General features: G+C 35.5%; 9 protein-coding genes. 8 read left to right on the top strand and 1 reads right to left on the bottom strand.

Annotated features, from left to right (window positions below):
- Positions 1-3: 3 nt before the first annotated feature.
- On the bottom strand, positions 4-1,179 hold the full coding sequence (locus HQN85_RS02550) for a chondroitinase-B domain-containing protein (protein WP_173268777.1): 1,176 nt from the start codon (positions 1,177-1,179) through the stop codon (positions 4-6).
- Between the two features lie 117 nt (positions 1,180-1,296).
- On the opposite strand from HQN85_RS02550, the gene HQN85_RS02555 reads away from it, so the two are divergent.
- The 8 genes from HQN85_RS02555 (at position 1,297) to HQN85_RS02590 (ending at position 19,186) form a co-directional block, all read left to right on the top strand.
- Positions 1,297-3,219 (top strand): 7TM diverse intracellular signaling domain-containing protein, encoded by a 1,923-nt coding sequence (locus tag HQN85_RS02555; protein ID WP_246249585.1) that lies wholly within the window; start codon positions 1,297-1,299, stop codon positions 3,217-3,219.
- Positions 3,220-3,513: 294 nt separating this feature from the next.
- Positions 3,514-6,741 (top strand): SusC/RagA family TonB-linked outer membrane protein, encoded by a 3,228-nt coding sequence (locus HQN85_RS02560; RefSeq protein ID WP_173268779.1) that lies wholly within the window; start codon positions 3,514-3,516, stop codon positions 6,739-6,741.
- A 2-nt stretch (positions 6,742-6,743) separates the two neighbouring features.
- Entirely contained in the window at positions 6,744-8,483 is a 1,740-nt protein-coding gene (locus tag HQN85_RS02565; RefSeq protein ID WP_216847208.1) for a RagB/SusD family nutrient uptake outer membrane protein, read from the top strand.
- A gap of 82 nt (positions 8,484-8,565) precedes the next feature.
- Positions 8,566-11,595 (top strand): SusC/RagA family TonB-linked outer membrane protein, encoded by a 3,030-nt coding sequence (locus tag HQN85_RS02570; RefSeq protein WP_173268780.1) that lies wholly within the window; start codon positions 8,566-8,568, stop codon positions 11,593-11,595.
- Positions 11,596-11,642: 47 nt separating this feature from the next.
- A complete protein-coding gene (locus tag HQN85_RS02575; RefSeq protein ID WP_216847209.1) occupies positions 11,643-13,355 on the top strand; it encodes a RagB/SusD family nutrient uptake outer membrane protein in 1,713 nt (570 codons plus the stop codon).
- Positions 13,356-13,437: 82 nt separating this feature from the next.
- Positions 13,438-15,267: a glycoside hydrolase family 2 protein gene (locus tag HQN85_RS02580; protein ID WP_173268781.1), complete on the top strand. Its 1,830-nt coding sequence runs from the start codon at positions 13,438-13,440 to the stop codon at positions 15,265-15,267.
- A gap of 39 nt (positions 15,268-15,306) precedes the next feature.
- Positions 15,307-17,991 (top strand): glycoside hydrolase family 2 TIM barrel-domain containing protein, encoded by a 2,685-nt coding sequence (locus HQN85_RS02585; RefSeq protein WP_173268782.1) that lies wholly within the window; start codon positions 15,307-15,309, stop codon positions 17,989-17,991.
- Positions 17,992-18,010: 19 nt separating this feature from the next.
- Complete coding sequence (locus tag HQN85_RS02590; protein ID WP_173268783.1) at positions 18,011-19,186, top strand: DUF5009 domain-containing protein; 1,176 nt, start codon at positions 18,011-18,013, stop codon at positions 19,184-19,186.
- The last annotated feature ends 2 nt before the right edge of the window (positions 19,187-19,188 follow it).

Consider the following 19,188-nt stretch of genomic DNA (forward strand, 5'->3'; position numbering starts at 1 on the left):
GCATTACTGATTCACAATAGCATTTTTGGTGTTCGAAAATGTATTGCCTGAAATTTTATTATCGAAAGGAGCTACATCTTGCATTACGCGAGAAGGATATCTCACTGTATCAAATTTTCCAGTCCAGTCGGCATTTTTGCTATCGCCGACTAAAATTCCTGTGTTGGCATTGGAAATTTGATTGTTGGTAATTGTAGAATTGCTGGCTGCGATATAAAATCCTGTTTCTTCTTTTCCTTTAGCCATGCCGTACATTAATCTGATGGCGGTTTTAATGTTGTTGATTTTGTTATTTGTAATTATATGACCAGTACCATTGATTCGAATACCGCCAGTGCCACCTTCAAAAACATTCTCTGAAATAATACAATCGTGCCCGCCACGCATCACTAACTCACCATCACATGCTTCGAAATAATTCTTTAGGTAGCTGTTACGGCTACTTTTATTGCTGATCACCTCATTTTCTCCATCGCAATGAACAAAGCGATTAGCACGTACGATTGAATTGGCTTCTTTTGTACCTAATAAAATAGGGTCTTGACCAATTTGAATACATTCACCTCCATTGCCATTGCTCCAGCTTACTTTATTTTTATTGGTGAACACATTGTTTTCAATCAAGGTTTTTTGCGGACAACTGTCTTTAGTTATTTTAACTTGTACATCTTGGTTGTCTACGTTAGCATTAAACGTACAACCATCCACTTGATTTGCAGTGCCATTGCCAGAGATAATGACTAATGGCATGAATTGCCCTTTCACCACATTGGCTACAAATCTGCAGTCGTTTAGTCTGCAATTGCTGGTATTTTTAAACTCTACTAATATACCATTTGCGCCATTCGCTTTGAGTAGGGTACAAGCATTAAAAGTAATGCCGCTTAGCGTGGTAAACTCACCAGTTAATTTAAATAATGTTTGGTTAACTTCCCCATTGAATATCACTTTTCCGGCAGTTTCTGCGCTAACGACCACAGGTTTTGATTTAGTTCCTTTAGTTGGAATTTCCAAACTCCAATTACTGTAAGTACCATTGGCAATTATGATATGGTCTCCAGGAACAATTTTAGGAAGGATGGCTTTGAATTCTTGTTCGGATTTTACGATATAAGTACTTGCCATACTGGCTTTAGTTATAAAAAGTAGAACGAGAAGTGGTAACATTAGTTTTTTCATTGTTTAAATCGTTTAATGCCCTATCGGTGATAGAAAAATTAATTTATTGTTAATATATTTAAGCCTTACTAAAAATCAACTAAGTTTAACGAACACTAATCTATTAATTAGTTAATGATGTTAAAAGCATTAATTAAAGCTGGTATTTTATTTTTATTTCTAATTCAAACGAGTCAACTGCATGCGCAGCAAACGGTCGAATTAAGTGATGTTTCTAAAGAACATTTTTTTGTAAATAAAGAAATTGTGTGTTTAGAAGATCCTAGTGGTAAACTTACTATTAATGATGTAAGCAATGCAGCTTATGCCAATAAATTTATCCCAAATAAGAATTATTATCCAAAAAATTACAATCGTTCGTCGGCGTACTGGTATCGTATAAAAGTAAAGTTTACTAAAGACCTTGGTCATTCGGCTATATTTGAATTTTTTGATCAGATTACAGACCATATCGAATCTTATTTACCAGATGAATCTGGCCGGTATGTGAAGAGTGTAGCTGGTGCTGATTTAACCTTTACCGAACGCTCATTTCATCATAAAAACTTTGAGTTTTTAATTAACGATACAAAAAAAGGAGAGTACTACTATTATTTTAGGGTAAAGTCTAAAGATCAAGTAAATGTTATCATTGTATTTAGAACAGTAGAACGTTTTATTGGTTATGCGCTCTCGGAGTACATTGTATTTGGCTTCTTCTATGGGATGATTGTGATTTTTAGTTTTCATAATCTCTTAATGTATCTTGCTGTAAGAAGGAGACAGTACCTTTTTTATATTCTGTATATTTTAAGTGTGGGTTTGTATGAGATGTCTACAGATGGCATTGCATTTCAATATTTGTGGCCAAATCATCCTGTATGGAATGAATATGCGTATGGAGTAGCCTTATTCTTTTTGAGTTCTTTTGGGTTAATCTTTACCAAGGAGCTGTTGCATGTAAAAATTAAAGCACCAATAATTAACACTGCAATTAATGTATTATTGGTTGTTCGCTTCTTGTTTTTCTTAAGCTGTTTATTTTATAATCCAGACTGGTTTAAGTATAAATATTTAGAATTCATTCCCCTATCATTGTGTTTCTCTACAGGTATTTACATCTGGTGGAAGAAGAAATATGGACCAGCTCGGTTCTTTGTATTGGGTTATTCTTTCTTGTTCCTGGGTTTTATCATTAAAATCGTTCATATTTTAGGCTGGTCAAGGCTTTTTATTGGGAATGTAATTGGGTATTACAGTTTAAGTTTCGGGTTTTTGTTAGAAATGGTTTTCCTTTCCTTTGCTATTGGCGACCAGGTGCGCATTTTACGACGTAAGAGGGAGACTGCACGAAAACAAATCATGAAGCAAATGCAAGTGAATGCGGAATTAAAAGATAGCATTAACAGAGATTTGGAAATTAAAGTGGAAGAACGTACAAAAGAAGTACAACTTAAGTCTAAAGAACTACAAGAACAAAATATAACTATCGAACATCAGAATGAGGAATTGTTAGTCATTAACTCTTTATTAGCGCAACAGGCGGAAGAAATTTCGAGGATGAATATCCTGCTGGAAAAAGATAATATCACCTTAAAAACAAATATTGAAAAAGTAACGGACGCCCGTTTAAATGCAACTGACCTTGATTTTGATGAATTTAGTTTAAAATACCCAGATCGTGATTCGTGTTATAAGTTTTTAGCAGACATGAAATGGGAGCATGGTTATGCCTGTATTAAATGCAAGAATACCAGTTATTGTAATGGTAAAGTGCCATTTAACCGTAGGTGTACAAAGTGTGCTTACGAAGAATCGGTATTGCACCAAACCATTTTCGAAAACAACCGCATCCCTATTAATAAGGCATTCTACTTAGTTTACTTAATGTACAACCACAAAGGTGCTATTTCTTCTCATAAACTGTCTGAAAAGCTGGGGATACGTCAAAGTACCTGCTGGACCTACGCTTCTAAAATTAAAAAAGTAATGGATGAGCGTAAAAAAGATTTGAAAGGTGTGGGCAAATCTGGCTGGAGTAAACTCATTTTAGAGAAATAAGTACTAATAAATACCTTCTCATAGCTCTAAACAGCGATTGTTGAAAAAAATTACTGGTTTTTTTCAATGCGCATCAAGCGTATCAATCCATAAATGTATTGTTTGATAATCTTACACAAAATCAGTGAGTTAGTGATTTGTCTTAGTGCGCATCAAGCGTATCAAATTTATTATAACTTATTAAATATCAGCTATTTATGACAATTATTTATTTGTAATTCTGAATAGTATTGCTCTATATTTACCTCACCAAATATTTTGGTCATTACTAAAATCAAACCAATTGTAAACTGTATGAGGAAAATTCTACTAAAAAGAATTTTGCGGAAAATTTCTATAACACTACTCTGGTGTTCTATTCTGCAAATTAATGCTTCGACTACTTACGCAAAAAGTAGTACAACAATCAATTATTCAACACTAAACACAAATTTTCGAACACACGGCACTTTAAACAACACTACATTAGCTTCTTTTGCTGATGTTTCTGGCGTTGTAAAAGATGCAAGCGGCTTGCCAATTCCAGGTGTAGGCGTAAAAGTGAAAGGAACACAAAATGCAATAAGCACAGACGGAGAGGGTAGGTTTACTTTAAGAAATGTAGCGGTGGGTGCGGTATTAGAGTTTACCAGCATCGGCATGAAATCGCAAGAAGTTGTTTACAACGGACAGGCGAGTATTCAAGTTACTTTGCAAGAAGATTCTAAAGGTCTAAACGAAGTTATTGTAACTGCTTATGGGGGATCACAAAAAAGATCGAGTGTAACAGCTGCTATTTCTCAAATTAGTGCAAGTGAGGTAATGAAATCTCCAACCCCAAATGCAACAAATGCATTAATTGGTAAGTTGCCAGGTTTAATTGCAATACAAACTAGCGGTCAGCCTGGAGCTGATGCTTCTTTACTTCGAGTACGTGGTATTTCTACCTTAAATGGTGCGAATTCTAGTGCTATTGTAGTAGTAGATGGTATCGAACGCCCTAGTTTTTCAGATGTAGATCCAAACGAAATTGAGACGGTAACGATTCTGAAAGATGCAGCTTCAACAGCAGTATATGGTTTAAAAGGTGCAAACGGTGTAATTGTAATTACAACTAAACAAGGTAAAATTGGTAAACCAAGAGTTACTTACACTGGTAATTATGCCGCACAAACTTATACAGGATTAGCTATTGGTTTGCCTGCTTATGAGAACGCAAAATTGCTAAATCAAGCTTATATAAATGATAATGCTGTGGCTATTGCCAATGGTACTTTTAAACCACCATTTTCCGATGATGCTATTCAAAAATTTGCTGATCATTCAGATCCAATTGGTTATCCTGATGTGCAATGGTTTGATTTTTTAACTAAAAAGTATTATTCTCAAACACAGCACAACATCCAAATTAATGGGGGTACTAAAATAGCGAAGTACTTTGTTTCGGCAGGTTATTCTTTCCAGGATGGTATTTTCAAAAAGTTCCCATCACCTTATGGTATCAATACCGTACCAAATTATAATAGATACAACTTCCGTTCGAACGTTGATTTAACATTGAATAAAGATTTCACAGTTGGTATTAAATTGGGCGGTCGTTTTGCTACACGTTATCAGCCTTCAGGTTTATTATCTTCTTCAGCATTTTCTTATGATACGATTGAAGGGATGATTTCTCGTATTTTGCAAGTACCGGCCTATGCTTATCCGGTTACCTTGCCAGATGGTAGAATTACCGCAAACCCTAACGTAGGTACAAACATTTGGAATCCTTATGCAGTACTCACACGCTTTGGAACACGTAATGATGATACAAATACAATAGAGAGTACATTTAATGCTAACTATAAATTAGATTTCATTACGAAAGGGTTAGCTTTTAAAGGGAACTTCGCGTATGATTCTTACTATTTGAACGTTGAAAGAAGAAATGCAAACTGGGCAGCGTATGTATATAATCCACAAACAGGAACTGCAACTTTATCTGGCGATACCAGAAATCGTGATGAGCCTTTAGGTGCTATTCAAGATGGTGGTGTAACTACAGGAACTACAACTACCAATTTACAAGCAGGTTTTACTTATGCAAGAGTATTTGGTAAACATAACATTAGTGCATTAGCATTGGGAACTCGCCAATTGGTTAGAGGTGTAGGTACTACTACTTTTACCGCTCCTCCAAGAGCAGCACAAGGTGTAGTTGGAAATGTTGATTATAACTACGATGACCGTTACTTTATCGGGGCAAGTGCAACGTATAATGGATCGGAAAACTTTGCTGATGGATTGAGATATGGATTTTTCCCAGCATTCTCGGCGGGTTATACCTTATCTAATGAGCATTTTTGGAAGAAAAATAATATTGTAAGCTATTTGAAATTTAGAGGAAGTTATGGTTTAGTTGGTAACGATCAAGGTATTGGGCGTTTCTTATTCTTAACTTCATATAATCCTACTGGCCCAACAGTTCCATTTGGTAATCCATTAGCTATTACCAATTGGCCGACCATAAATTTACCAGATGCTAGCTTAGGTAATGCAGAATTGACTTGGGAAACAGGTACCAAAAGAAATATTGGTATGGAAGCTCGTTTCCTTAAAGATCAATTAAAATTAACTGTAGACCTTTTTGACGAAACACGTAAAGATATTTTATTAGATCCATTAAGTGGTTCGGCATTGTTCGGTCACGTTTATCCAAAATTGAATAGAGGTGTGGTGTATAACAAAGGTTATGAAGTAGAGTTAGATTACCAAGGTAAAATTGGCAACGTAACTTTAGGAATTAATGGACAAGTAGGTTATGCAAAGAATAGAATTGTAGAAAATGATGAGCCAGATGGCTTACCTAAAGCTCAAATTAGAAAAGGAACTTCGGTAGGACAATTTTTTGGGTATGTAAATGACGGATTCTACACTTCAGCAGCTGATATCGCAGCTTCACCTAAACAACAAGGATTTAATCCAATTCCTGGAGATTTAAAATTCAAAGATTTAGACGGTGATGGTATAATTACAACTTTAGATCAACAAGCGATTGGCTATACAAGCAATCCAGAGTACATCTACAGTTTTACGCCTCGTTTCAGCTACAAAGCTTTCAGTTTATCTGTAATGTTTCAAGGAGCAGCTCATATCAGTTCAAATGTAATTTTGAGCGAGCAGAACAACGGTCAGCAGATGTATGAATTTATGCTAAACTCATGGACACCTACTACTGCAGCTACCGCGACTTGGCCAGCATTACACTCAAGAGGAACTGCCTCACTAAACTATTCCAATAATGATTTTACACTTCAAAATGCAGCTTATTTGAAGATTAGAAACGTAGAAATGTCTTATAATTTGCCTAAGTCTTGGATGGAATCATTAAAGATAGCAAGTGCAAGAGTGTATTTAAATGGTCAGAACTTGTATACATGGACTAAGTTTAAGATGTATGTAGATCCAGAAAATTTAAACGTGGTAAATCAGGCTTTCCCATTACAAGCACTTTACCCAAGTTCGAGAGTTTATAATATCGGTTTACAAGTTAATTTTTAAAAATGATGAGAAACTATAAAATATATACAGCCGTTGTTTTACTAACGCTCTGTTTTGTTTCCTGCAAAAAAGATTTCTTGGAAAGAACACCAGGAACTCCATTAAGCGAGGATGAAATTTTTGCAGATCCTGCTTTGGCAGCCAAATTTGCAGACAATGCCTATAACTATACTATTACCAAATATGTTCGTTTCAACGATCACCGCGGTTGCCTAGCGCAAGCATCTGATGAAGCCGTTTCTGGAAACTCTGAAGGTACCGTAACTTCATTAAATCGTGGTTTGTATCATGAGCACTCTACACAGGCTAGTTTAAACGATATCGGTGATATCTGGAAAAGAATGTATGCCTGTATTGCGATTAACAATAAGGTACTTGCAAAATTACCTACTATACCACCTGCACCAAATGCAACGGTTTCAGTTTTCGATCCTAAAAGGGTAGAAGGTGAAATGCGTTTCCTTCGTGCTATGTCATATTTCGAATTAACGAAAAGATTTGGTGGTGTTCCAATTGTAGATAAAGTATATGAAGTAAATGATGATATCAATTTACCACGTTCATCATTTGATCAGGTAACTAAATTTATTTTGAGCGATTTAGAGATTGCGATTAATAAGCTTGGGGAAGAAGGAACTTATAGTGCATCTAACTATGGTAGACCAACTGTTGGTGCTGCACAAGCCTTAAAAGCTCGTGTTTTGTTATATGCAGCAAGCCCTTTAAATAATCCATCTAGTGATAAAGCTAAATGGAAAGCAGCAGCTGATGCGGCATTGGTATTAATGGATGGTAGATATGCCTTACAAACAACTTATGGCGATATCTTAAATGTACCTAACTCACCAGAGTACATCATGATTAAAATCAAAGGTAATACACCTTTAGCTGGTGAAATGATGCAGGATTTCTCGATGTCGCCAGGTTCTGGAGGTGCGCAAGGGCAAATGAACCCTACACAAAACCATGTTGACATGTATGAAATGGCAAATGGTAAAGCAATTACCGATCCTACTTCAGGTTATGACCCAACAAAACCTTATGTGGGTAGAGAACCACGTTTTTATAACAACATTATTTATAACGATTTGCCTTGGCAAGGTGGTAAAATAGAAATGTGGGCTTTCCCAACGCTAGATGCACAAGGTAAACCAATTACTTTATATGGTAAAGATTGGAACCCAGGAAACATCACCTATACTGCTACACGTTACTATTGCAAAAAATACTGGCCAGAAGTATATAGAACTGTTGGTGGAAGTACAACACTATTGAACTATATCTATTTCCGTTACGCTGAAGTATTATTGAATTATGCAGAAGCCCAAAATGAGGCAGATTATAAAGTTGATGACGCAACCGTATATAAAGCATTGGATGATATTCGTAAACGTGCTGGTATTCAATTAGGAGCAAATGGCCATTACGGATTAAAATCTGGAATGACACAACTAGAGATGCGTGACGCGATTAGACATGAACGTGCAATTGAACTAGCGTTTGAAGATCACCGTTGGTATGATATTATGCGTTGGAAAATAGGTTCAACTACCATTGGCGTACCTATGAAAGGAATGGATGTGGTTAAAAACACAAACGGAACCTTTACATATACACCGTTTGTTTTGGGAACTAATTTCCAAAAAACATGGGATGAGAAACAAAACCTTTACCCAATTCCAAGAACGGAAATCTATAAAAGTAAAGGAGTGCTTACTCAAAACCCAGGTTGGGAGAATTAGTCAATCAATATAACGCTAAAGATTTTATTCAATTATGAAATTATCAAAATCAAAATATATAGTATGCCTCCTGTTTTTATGGATGGCTGTACTAAACGTTTACGGGCAAAAGCCTGATGAACAAATTACAGTAAAAGGACGGGTAATCGATCAGGATAAAAAACCATTGCCTGGTGTATCTATCTCTATACAAGAAGATAAAAAGAATACAACTGTGAATACCAATGCAAATGGAGAATATACTATTGAAACAACTACTAGTGATGTTTTAGTATTTAAAATGGTTGGATATGGCACTACATTTAAACCGGCAGGAGAAATAAATGATGGTGTTGTTACGTTGACTAAATCGTTAATTGATGCAGGCGATGAGGATTTAGTATACATTCCTTTTGGTGTTAGAAAGAAAAGAGAGGTGACGGCCACCATTAGTACTATTTCTGCGCTTAACTTGCCTCAAATACCTTCATCTTCTTTAACTAATGTATTTACAGGAAGACTTCCAGGATTATCAATTTATCCAAGTGGTTCTCAACAACCTGGTTACGATGTATCTAGTTTTTTAATTCGTGGTCGCTCGTCTTACAATAGTAATCAAGAACCTTTAGTTTTAGTAGATGGAATAGAGCGTAGTTTCGCTGCAATGGATTTAGGCGAGATAGAAAGTGTAAGTGTGTTAAAAGATGCTGCAACTTTAGCTTGGTATGGCATGTATGCTGCAAATGGTGTTATCTATGTAAAAACTAGACGTGGTAGTGCAACATCAACTAAAGTTACTTTTGATGCTCAAGCGGGTTTACAAGCGCCATTGCAAATTGCTCAACCTTTAGATTCATATACTTATGCTACTTTGTATAATGAAGCTTCAATTAATAGTGGAGGAACAGCAGTTTATAGTCAAGCTGCATTACAAGCCTATCAGGATGGCTCTGATCCCTATAAATATCCAAACAATAATTTTGTTAGAGATTTTACCAAAAATGTAGCGCCAACACAACGTTATGTAGCTACTGTAACTGGCGGTAACGCATTTTTGAAGTATTATACCTTATTAAGCGCTTATCAACAAGGAGGTTTTTATAAAGGTGGTCATAATGAAACTTATGACGCCAATACTAATTTTAACAGATATAACTTAAGAACAAATCTTGATTTACACGTAAACAAAAATCTAGATGTTGCCTTAGATATTGGTGGTAGAATTACCAACTTAACTTTCCCTAATCAAGGAACTGCAGCGTTTTTGAATGCTGTATATTCTACACCACCAAATGCTTTTCCAGTGCTTAATCCGGATGGTTCTTATGGGGGAACTTCAATTTTCCCAGCGAGTAATCCAAAGGCGATGTTAGAAGCTAGAGGAGCAAGTACAGATTTAGTACGTAACATGATAGCCACAATTAGTGCCAGACAAAAAATGGATGGCATTTTAAAAGGGTTGACTGCAGAAGTATTTTATGCATATGATATTGCTGGATCATACCGTTCTGGTTTTACACAGACTTATGCAACCTTCGAACCCAATGGAAGTGGAGGATATCTTCCAGGATATGGAACAGCATCAAAAGTTGATTATCTAGGAAATTCATTTTCAGGTAACGTTAAGAAAAGTGAATTTTGGGCTGGTCTAGATTACAATAGAACTTTTGGAAACCATGACATCAAGTTTAGTTCAAGAGTTTCAAGACAAGTGTATTCTGTTTTTGGAAACTTAGATACCAAACGTGAAGGTATCTCAAACCGTTTAACCTATGGTTTTAAACAACGTTATTTTGTTGATTTAACAGCTGGTTATTCAGGTTCAGAAAACTTTGCAGTAGGTCAGCGCTTTGGGTTTTTCCCTGCCGCATCTGCAGGTTGGATCATCTCTGATGAAGATTTCATGAAAGGCTCAAGCTCATTTCTTGACCTGTTAAAAATTAGAGGTTCATACGGTTTAGTGGGCAACGATGCAATTGGAAATGCTAGAAGGTTTGCGTTTAACGATTTCTTCTCTAGAAGTACAACTGGTTACACCTTTGGTACTGGTTATACGGGCGTAAGTGGTACTGCACAATTGGCATTGGGTAATCCTTATTTAACATGGGAAAAAGCATACAAAACAAGTGTTGGCTTTGATGCTAAACTATTTAAACAAGCTTTCTCTATTAGTGCTGATTATTTTTATGAAATTAGAAAAGACTTAGCAACAGGATCTCAATTACCAAGTACGTTAGGCCAATCTTTAGTTTATGTAAATGAGGGAGAAGCTTCTTATAAAGGATTTGAGACAGGTTTAAATTTCAATAAAAAGTTAGGTAATGTTGACTTAAATATTTTTGGAAATTACACTTATCAGAAAAGTAAAATCTTAAAAATAAATGAGGCGGCTAATTTACCGGCTTATCAAAAATCAGTGGGTCACCCAATTACAAGTGTGATCAGCCCTGCTGCAACAGCTAATACTGCTGCAGGTTATATCAGCAGCATGTATAAATCGATGGGGATTTTTCAATCTCAAGCAGAAATAGATGCAGCGCCAAAACAATTATTGTCTAAAGATGTGAAACCTGGAGATATTAGATATGTAGATCAAAATGGTGATGGAATCATTAACGGTTTAGATATCGTAAAAACAGATTACAATTTTGTACCAAATTCTGTTTTTGGTCTTGGTGCATCAGTTGCAGTAAAAGGTTTTGATTTAAATTTCTTATTTCAAGGAACTGTAGGTAGCTCGGTTACCATTAATCAATTGGTAAATGCTGGTAACTCAAATAATGGTTATTTAAATCAATTTAGTGTAGACAGATGGACACCAACCAATACTTCAGCTCCATATCCTAGGTTGTTAATTGCTGATCGTGGTAATAACACGGTAAACTCTGATTTCTGGATCCGCTCTAGTGATTATGTGAGATTGAAAAATGTAGAGTTAGGTTATTCGCTATCAGATCGTTTTGTTAAAAAGTTAAAATTATCTCAGTTGAGATTTTACGTGAGTGGTTTAAACCTATTGACATTTAGCAAATTGAACGATTTAAATATTGATCCAGAATTACCGGAGTCTGGTTTTAACTCCTCATATCCGTACATGAAAATTTATTCATTCGGTGTTAATTTGAAATTTTAATTATGATGAAGATGAAAAAATATATATGCTATATATTCCTTGCGACGATGTTGATCTCGCAAGGCTGTGAAAAAGATAGCTTTCTTCAAGATGGGTCGTTTAGTGGCGATAATAACGTTACTGAAGCTCAACTTTGGGCAAACCCAGATTATGCTAGGAACTTTTTAAATAATATTTATGCGACACTTTCTGATCGATATAATTTAGATGGAGATGGCGGTATTTTAGCATCAGGTACTGATGAAGCTGTAAATTCTAACGCTAATGGCGGAATAAATGTTTTAACCAACGGCACCTGGAGTCCGGTAAAAACATTTGATGATGTTTATGCCAATATGTATTCGGGTATCCGTAAAGCGAATATGTTTATTGAGAAAGCACCAACAAGTCCATTTATTGTATTGGATGAGTTGTTACCAGCTAACGTTCCAGCTAATCAAACTTATGAATTGCAATTGGCACGTTTAGTTGGGCAAGCTTATTTCTTAAAAGCATTCTTTGAATTTGAGCTTCTGAAACGCTATGGCAGTTTTGTAATTGTAAATAAAACATTAACTGTGAATGATGAACTAGACGTACCTCGTAATTCATTTGATGAATGTGTTGCGCAAATTTCTAAGGATTGTGAAGAAGCAATTTCTAGATTGCCTTTGTCGCCATCAGAATGGAGAACAACAGATCGTGGAAGAGCTACACAAACTGCTGCTATGGCATTAAAAGCACGTCTATTGCTATATGCAGCTAGCCCACAGTACAATCCAACTAATGATTTAACGAAATGGCAAGCAGCAGCTGATGCTGCCAAAAGAGTGATGGACACTGGTAAACACGGTATTTACAGTTCATATCCAAATATTTGGTTATGGAATACAGCAGGTGCATTTAATAATGAAGTTATTTTTGCAACATCAGCAACAGCAACAGTTGCTATAGAGCAAAACAATGCGCCTGTAAGTTATGATGCAGCAAATGGTCGTACGAACCCAACTCAAGAAATGGTTGATGCGTATGAAATGAAAACTACAGGAAGACCAATTACTGATGGAGCATCTGGCTACAGCGCAACTGCGCCTTATACCAATCGCGATCCTAGATTAGGGTTTTCAGTTTTATTTAATTCTGCTTCTGTGCAACCACTAGTTGCAGCTAATAACTTTAAAAGCAAACCTGTAGAAACTTTTGTTGGCGGTAAAGATGGATTAGGTTTAAACGTTAACGCGACCAAAACAGGTTATTACATGCGTAAATACCTAAGTGAAAGTGCATCATGGGCAGGTACAACAACAACCATCCGTAGACCATGGATTTTCTTCAGGTATGGAGAAGTATTGTTAAACTATGCAGAAGCCTTAAATGAAGCACAAGGAACAGCAGCATCAACACTTATTCTTAAAGCATTAAATGATATTAGAGCTAGAGGAGGTGTAGCTATGCCAGCCTTACAAACTACAAATCCGGCAGGCAATGGTTATGTAGCTCTAAATCAAATCGAACTTCGTAAACGTATCCATAATGAACGTAGAGTAGAGTTAGCTTTTGAAGAGCACCGTTTCTTTGATGTTCGTCGTTGGAAAGAAGGAGAAACTACATTTAACGGTCCAGTAAGTGGAATGAGAATAGTTCCAACATCTGCTACAACATTTACCTATACCAAGTTTACTGTAGAAAACAGATCATTTACTGCTAAGAACTATTTATATCCAATATCTCAAAACGAATTAAATAGAGCAACTAAACTAGGTCAAAATACGGGATACTAATTTTAAACAACAACACTACTGGCTGGTATAATTCAACTGGTAGTGTTGTTTATCATCCTATTGAAAACACAATAACCTTAACATGTTAAAATTAAACTATAGACTACTTATACTTTGCCTTTCCTTATTATCCATTAGCGCTTACGCACAAGTTAGTTCTATACAAAATATCCAATCGAGGAAAATATTAAGTTTAAACGGTAAATGGAATTACATTGTAGATCCTTACGAAAATGGATTTTATGATTATAGACACGACCCATTTGATCAATCTAAATCAGGTTCGGGTGGTTTTTATGATGATAAAGTACAAAAGGATAAAACAGAATTGATTGAATATAATTTCGATTTATCTCCTCAAATGAATGTGCCAGGCGACTGGAACTCACAAGCTGAAAAATTAGAACTGTACGAGGGAACGGTTTGGTTAAGACGCAAATTTACCACACAGCCAGAAAAAGATAAAAGATACTTCGTTTACTTCACTGCAGTAAATTATGAAGCCCACGTTTATTTAAATGGAAAAAAATTAGGTGTACACAAAGGTGGATTTACGCCTTTCCAATTTGAAGTTACCGGAAAATTAAAAGCTGGCGAAAACTCATTAGTTGTTAAAGCAGATAACACTAGAAAACCTGATGAAATTCCTACTATTAATACCGATTGGTGGAATTACGGGGGTATTACTCGTGATGTTTTCTTAACAGAATTACCTCAGCATTTTATTAATGATTATAAATTGCAATTGGTAAAAGGAAGTACGAATACATTAAATTTCTCGGTTAAACTTGCAGATTCTACTGCTGGACAAAACATCACGGTATCAATTCCTGAGTTAAAACTTGAAAAAACCTTTACTACTAATGGTGAAGGTAAGGTTGATCAGCAATTTACATGGAACAAGATCAATTTATGGTCGCCAGAAAATCCAAAGTTATATGCAGTAACTATAAAAACTGCAACAGAAAATATACAAGATAAAATAGGTTTTAGAACGATAGCCGTTCAAGGAACAAATATTTTATTAAACGGAAAATCTGTCTTTTTAAGAGGGATTTCTATCCACGATGAAAACCCATTGTTAGCTGGAAGATTAAGATCCGAAGGTGACATGAGAATGTTATTGCAATGGGCAAAAGATATGAACTGTAACTATGTTCGTTTGGCTCATTATCCTCATAATGAAGAAATGGTGCGCTTGGCAGATGAAATGGGTTTATTGGTTTGGGCAGAAGTTCCTGTGTATTGGACAATCTCTTGGACAAATCCTGCTACATATGCCAATGCAAAACAACAATTAACAGATTTAATTGTGCGTGATAAAAATCGGGCAAGTGTGATCGTGTGGTCTATTGGGAATGAAACGCCTTTAAGCGAACCTCGTCATAAGTTCATGGGGAATTTGGCTGAAACTGCTCGATCTTTAGATGATACAAGATTAGTAGCTGCGGCTTTGGAAGTTCACAGAGATGGTAAAACAATCATTCTAAATGATCCGCTAGGTGAGAAGATAGATTTAGTAAGTTTTAACGAATATGCGGGTTGGTATTGGGGTGGAACTCCAAGTGAAATTACGAGCTATAATTTCGATATTAAATACAATAAACCAGTTGTCATTACCGAATTTGGTGGAGATGCTTTAGGTGGTTTTCATGCAGATGAAAATACAAGGTGGAGTGAGGAATATCAAGAAGCCTTATATAAAAACCAACTTATTTTATTAGGTAAAATTAATGCCTTAAGAGGGATGACGCCTTGGATTTTAACAGATTTTAGATCGCCAAGGAGACAACATCCAGTTTATCAAAATTTCTGGAATCGCAAGGGTTTGATCTCTGAAACAGGTAAAAAGAAAAAGGCATTTTTTGTGCTTCGAGATTTCTATAATCAGATGCAAATCAACTACAAATAACATTACAAATTTATTAAGAAGGTTTATTAGGCTTTTTCTATGCTGTTAATTACAAAAAACAAAACTTATTCATTAAAAAGGCCTATTCTTTTATTGGTATGTGCAGTCGTTAGTATGCTAAATGCTTTTGGACAGCTTAATGTTCGAAAAGTGATTAATATTAATCAGGGCTGGGCTTTTCACAAAGGAAATAGTACAACGGTAACAAGGGTAAATGTCCCACATACGTGGAATGCGGTTGATGTGATGGACGATGAGCCTGGATATTACCGTGGTATTGGATGGTATAAGAAAAAATTAACGCTTAAACCCGAGTGGAAAACCAAAAAGCTTTCGCTCTATTTTGAAGGTGCCAATCAAGAAACGACAGTTTATCTAAATGGTAAAAAAGTGGGTAATCACATTGGTGGATATACAGCCTTTACAATTCCTCTAAATGGTTTAAAATTTAATGGCACAGATGAAATTATAGTAAAAGTTGATAATAGTTTTAATGAGAATATTGCCCCATTAACTGCTGATTTCACCTTTTTTGGTGGAATGTATCGTACAGTTTCTCTCGTGGTTTTAAATCCTATTCATTTTGAGGATGACCAATATGCATCTAAAGGAGTATATGTACATGCCACTAATGTGTCTAAAACTGTTGCTGATGTAATTGTAAATGGCAATCTAATGAATTCCTCAGCCAATGCTGATTTAACAATATTGACTACATTAACAGATGCGACTGGAAAAAAGATCAATGAGTCGAAAACAGCCATTCACTCTACTTTAAATAAAGCAATTCCTTTTACAGTTGCCCCCATAAAAGTTGATCATCCCATATTATGGTCGCCAGAAAGACCATATTTATATCAAGTTACAACACAATTGCTAAGCAAAAACGGTAGGGTGTTAGATGAAGTTAAATTACCTGTTGGGTTACGTTTTTTTAGTTTTGACGCTGAGAAAGGCTTTTTTTTAAATGGAATGCCTTATAAATTGATTGGAACAAGTCGTCACCAAGATTTTGCAGGAATGGGTAATGCCGTTCCATCTGCTTTGCAGGTAAAAGATGTAGAATTATTGAAAGATATGGGTGGTAACTTTTTGCGTGTGGCACATTATCCTCAAGACCAAGCTATTTTAGATGCATGTGATAGAATGGGTATTCTGGCCTCTGTAGAAATTCCCATTGTAAATGAAATCACGGAATCAGAGGGTTTTACTCGCAATTGCAAAAATATGCAAGTAGAAATGATCAAACAGAATTACAATCATCCCAGCATCATTATATGGGCATATATGAATGAGGTTTTGTTAAAAATGAAGTTTAATAATGAGCCTGAAAGAAAGTTAAAATACATTGCTAACGTTACAACTTTGGCGCAAGAACTGGAAGATTTAACTAGAGCAACTGATCCAACTAGATATACAATGATGTCTAATCATGGTGATGTAAATGGATATATAAAAGCTGGTTTAGTGAAAATTCCAATGTTAGTGGGATGGAATTTATATCAGGGTTGGTATGGAGGTAAGTCTGAAGATTTTGGACCGAACTTGGATAAAATACATCAACAAATACCTGATAAACCAATCCTAGTGACAGAATTTGGTGCGGATATAGATCCAAGAATACATTCTTTTCTGCCTGTCCGATTTGATAAGAGTTTAGAATATGGTATGCTTTATCATCAAATATATATTTCAGCTATTTTAAAAAGACCTTTCGTGGCTGGTGCTGCGGTGTGGAATTTGGCAGATTTCAGTTCCGAAACTCGTGATGAAACGATGCCTCATATTAATAATAAAGGCTTACTAACATTAGATCGTCAGCCTAAAAACACGTATTATTTATACAAAGCCAATTTTCAAACGAAACCTTTTCTTAAAATAGGAGATGGCTCTTGGAAATTACGAGGTGGTAATGCAACTTCAAATGAACAAACGCTAAGTCAACCTTTGCAAGTAATTAGTAATACCGATACAGTTGAACTATTTGTAAACGGCAAGAGTTTAGGTAAAAAAAGGGTAACAGAGTGTGTTACCAATTGGGATGCTCCATTTAAAAATGGTAAAAATGATATTAAAGCAGTTGCTGTAGCTGGTGGGATAAAAATTGAAGATGCAGCAAGTATAAATTTTAATTTACAACCTCTAACATTTAATAGTAAAATACCATTTTCATCTATCAATATTATCTTAGGTAGCCAGAGACAATTTATTGACGATCAAAAACATGAAGTATGGTTGCCAAGTCAACCATATAAAACCGGTTCTTGGGGCAGTGTTGGTGGCGAAGCTTTCAAAATAAAAAATAGTGGACGTCAAAGTTATGGCTCTGATAAGAACATACGAGGAACTTTTAACGATCCGATCTACCAAACACAATTGATTGGCTTAGAGCGCTATCAATTAGATTTGCCTAAAGGGAAATATGAAGTAATCATGCACTTCGCAGAGTTAATGGGAAATGGAATTCAATCATCTTTACCTTATAACTTAGATAGTTTAATTGCAGTTAGTAAGGAAGTGCCACCTCAACGTATTTTTGATGTTTATTTAAATGATAAATTAGTTATCAAAAACATCAACTTAGCAGCGACTTATGGGGTAGCGAATAGTGTGCAGAAAAAGTTTGAGTGTAGTGTTGCTGATAATAAAGGCATACAAATTCTATTTAAAAGTATTAAAGGTAAAGCTGTTTTAAATGCTTTGCAGGTAAAGAAAATAAATTAAGCATTCGCAAATCGGAGCCATGAAACAATTACCTAAAAGGATTTTATCTATTGACGTGTTAAGGGCAATTACCATGTTTTTGATGATTTTTGTGAATGACGTTGCCGGAGTGGATCGTATCCCTAAATGGATAGAACATACCGCTGCCGATTTTGATGGAATGGGTTTTTCGGATATTATATTTCCAGCTTTCTTATTTATTGTAGGCCTGTCTTTACCTTTCGCAATCCAAGGCAGAATAAAAAAAGGAGATTCCCATTTGTCCATTGTTACTTACATCGTTTTAAGGGCATTGGCCTTAATTATAATGGGCTTTTTTCATGTTAATTTGGAAAGTTATAATGCTGATGCCGCTCTACTCAGCTATCCAGTTTTTGTAATTGTATTAACGATGGGTTTTTTTCTAATTTGGCTTGATTACCCGTCTCAGTTGACTAAAACTTGGAGGTATATATTAATTACTGTCGGAATTTTAATAGTTGCCACCATGGCTTATTTATACAAAGGTGGTAGCACCGAGCATCCCAAAGGTTTGGAGCCAGAATGGTGGGGTATTTTAGGTATAATTGGTTGGGCATACTTTTTTGCAGCCTTAGTTTACTTAATCTCAAAGGGAAAAATGGCTGTTTTATTACCTGCATTTATGGTGTTTGCAGTAATAAACATCACTATTCATATGGATTTACTGCATGTAGATTTATGGATGATTGGGGATGCATCATCCATTACATTAATGTTGGGTGGAGCCGTGGTTTCTACTTTATACACAGGTTTGATTGGTAAAGGCAAGGATAGCAGGTTATGGATTTCCTTGACTTTATCTGGTATTTTAGCTATCGCATTCGGTTTTGTTATTCGCCCTTATTCGGGTGGAATCTCCAAGATCTATTCTACGCCGGCATGGGTTTTTATATGTATGGGCATCACCATTTTAGTATTTGAATTGCTCGTGTATGTAATAGATATTAAGGATAAGAAAAACTGGTTTAGTTTAATTAAACCGGCAGGTACAAGCACATTAACCTGTTACTTGATGCCTTATATTTTATATGCATTATTTAGTTTGATAGATTTTAACTACCCTCACTATTTTAATTATGGTATAGGTGGAATTATCAGATCATTTTTTATTGCCTTTTTAGTAATTAGAATAGTCGCCTTTATGGAAAAGAAAAGTATTCGTTTAAAAGTATAATT

It is taken from the genome of Pedobacter boryungensis, from assembly GCF_013204825.1.
In the GTDB taxonomy this organism is placed as follows: Bacteria; Bacteroidota; Bacteroidia; order Sphingobacteriales; family Sphingobacteriaceae; genus Pedobacter; species Pedobacter boryungensis.

Excerpts from the sequence above, each read along its gene's own strand:
- HQN85_RS02590 (WP_173268783.1), top strand. The coding sequence starts at position 18,011 with ATGAAACAATTACCTAAAAGGATTTTATCTATTGACGTGTTAAGGGCA.
- HQN85_RS02585 (WP_173268782.1), top strand. The coding sequence starts at position 15,307 with ATGCTGTTAATTACAAAAAACAAAACTTATTCATTAAAAAGGCCTATT.
- HQN85_RS02550 (WP_173268777.1), bottom strand. The coding sequence starts at position 1,179 with ATGAAAAAACTAATGTTACCACTTCTCGTTCTACTTTTTATAACTAAA.
- HQN85_RS02570 (WP_173268780.1), top strand. The coding sequence starts at position 8,566 with ATGGCTGTACTAAACGTTTACGGGCAAAAGCCTGATGAACAAATTACA.
- HQN85_RS02560 (WP_173268779.1), top strand. The coding sequence starts at position 3,514 with ATGAGGAAAATTCTACTAAAAAGAATTTTGCGGAAAATTTCTATAACA.
- HQN85_RS02575 (WP_216847209.1), top strand. The coding sequence starts at position 11,643 with ATGTTGATCTCGCAAGGCTGTGAAAAAGATAGCTTTCTTCAAGATGGG.
- HQN85_RS02580 (WP_173268781.1), top strand. The coding sequence starts at position 13,438 with ATGTTAAAATTAAACTATAGACTACTTATACTTTGCCTTTCCTTATTA.
- HQN85_RS02565 (WP_216847208.1), top strand. The coding sequence starts at position 6,744 with ATGATGAGAAACTATAAAATATATACAGCCGTTGTTTTACTAACGCTC.
- HQN85_RS02555 (WP_246249585.1), top strand. The coding sequence starts at position 1,297 with ATGTTAAAAGCATTAATTAAAGCTGGTATTTTATTTTTATTTCTAATT.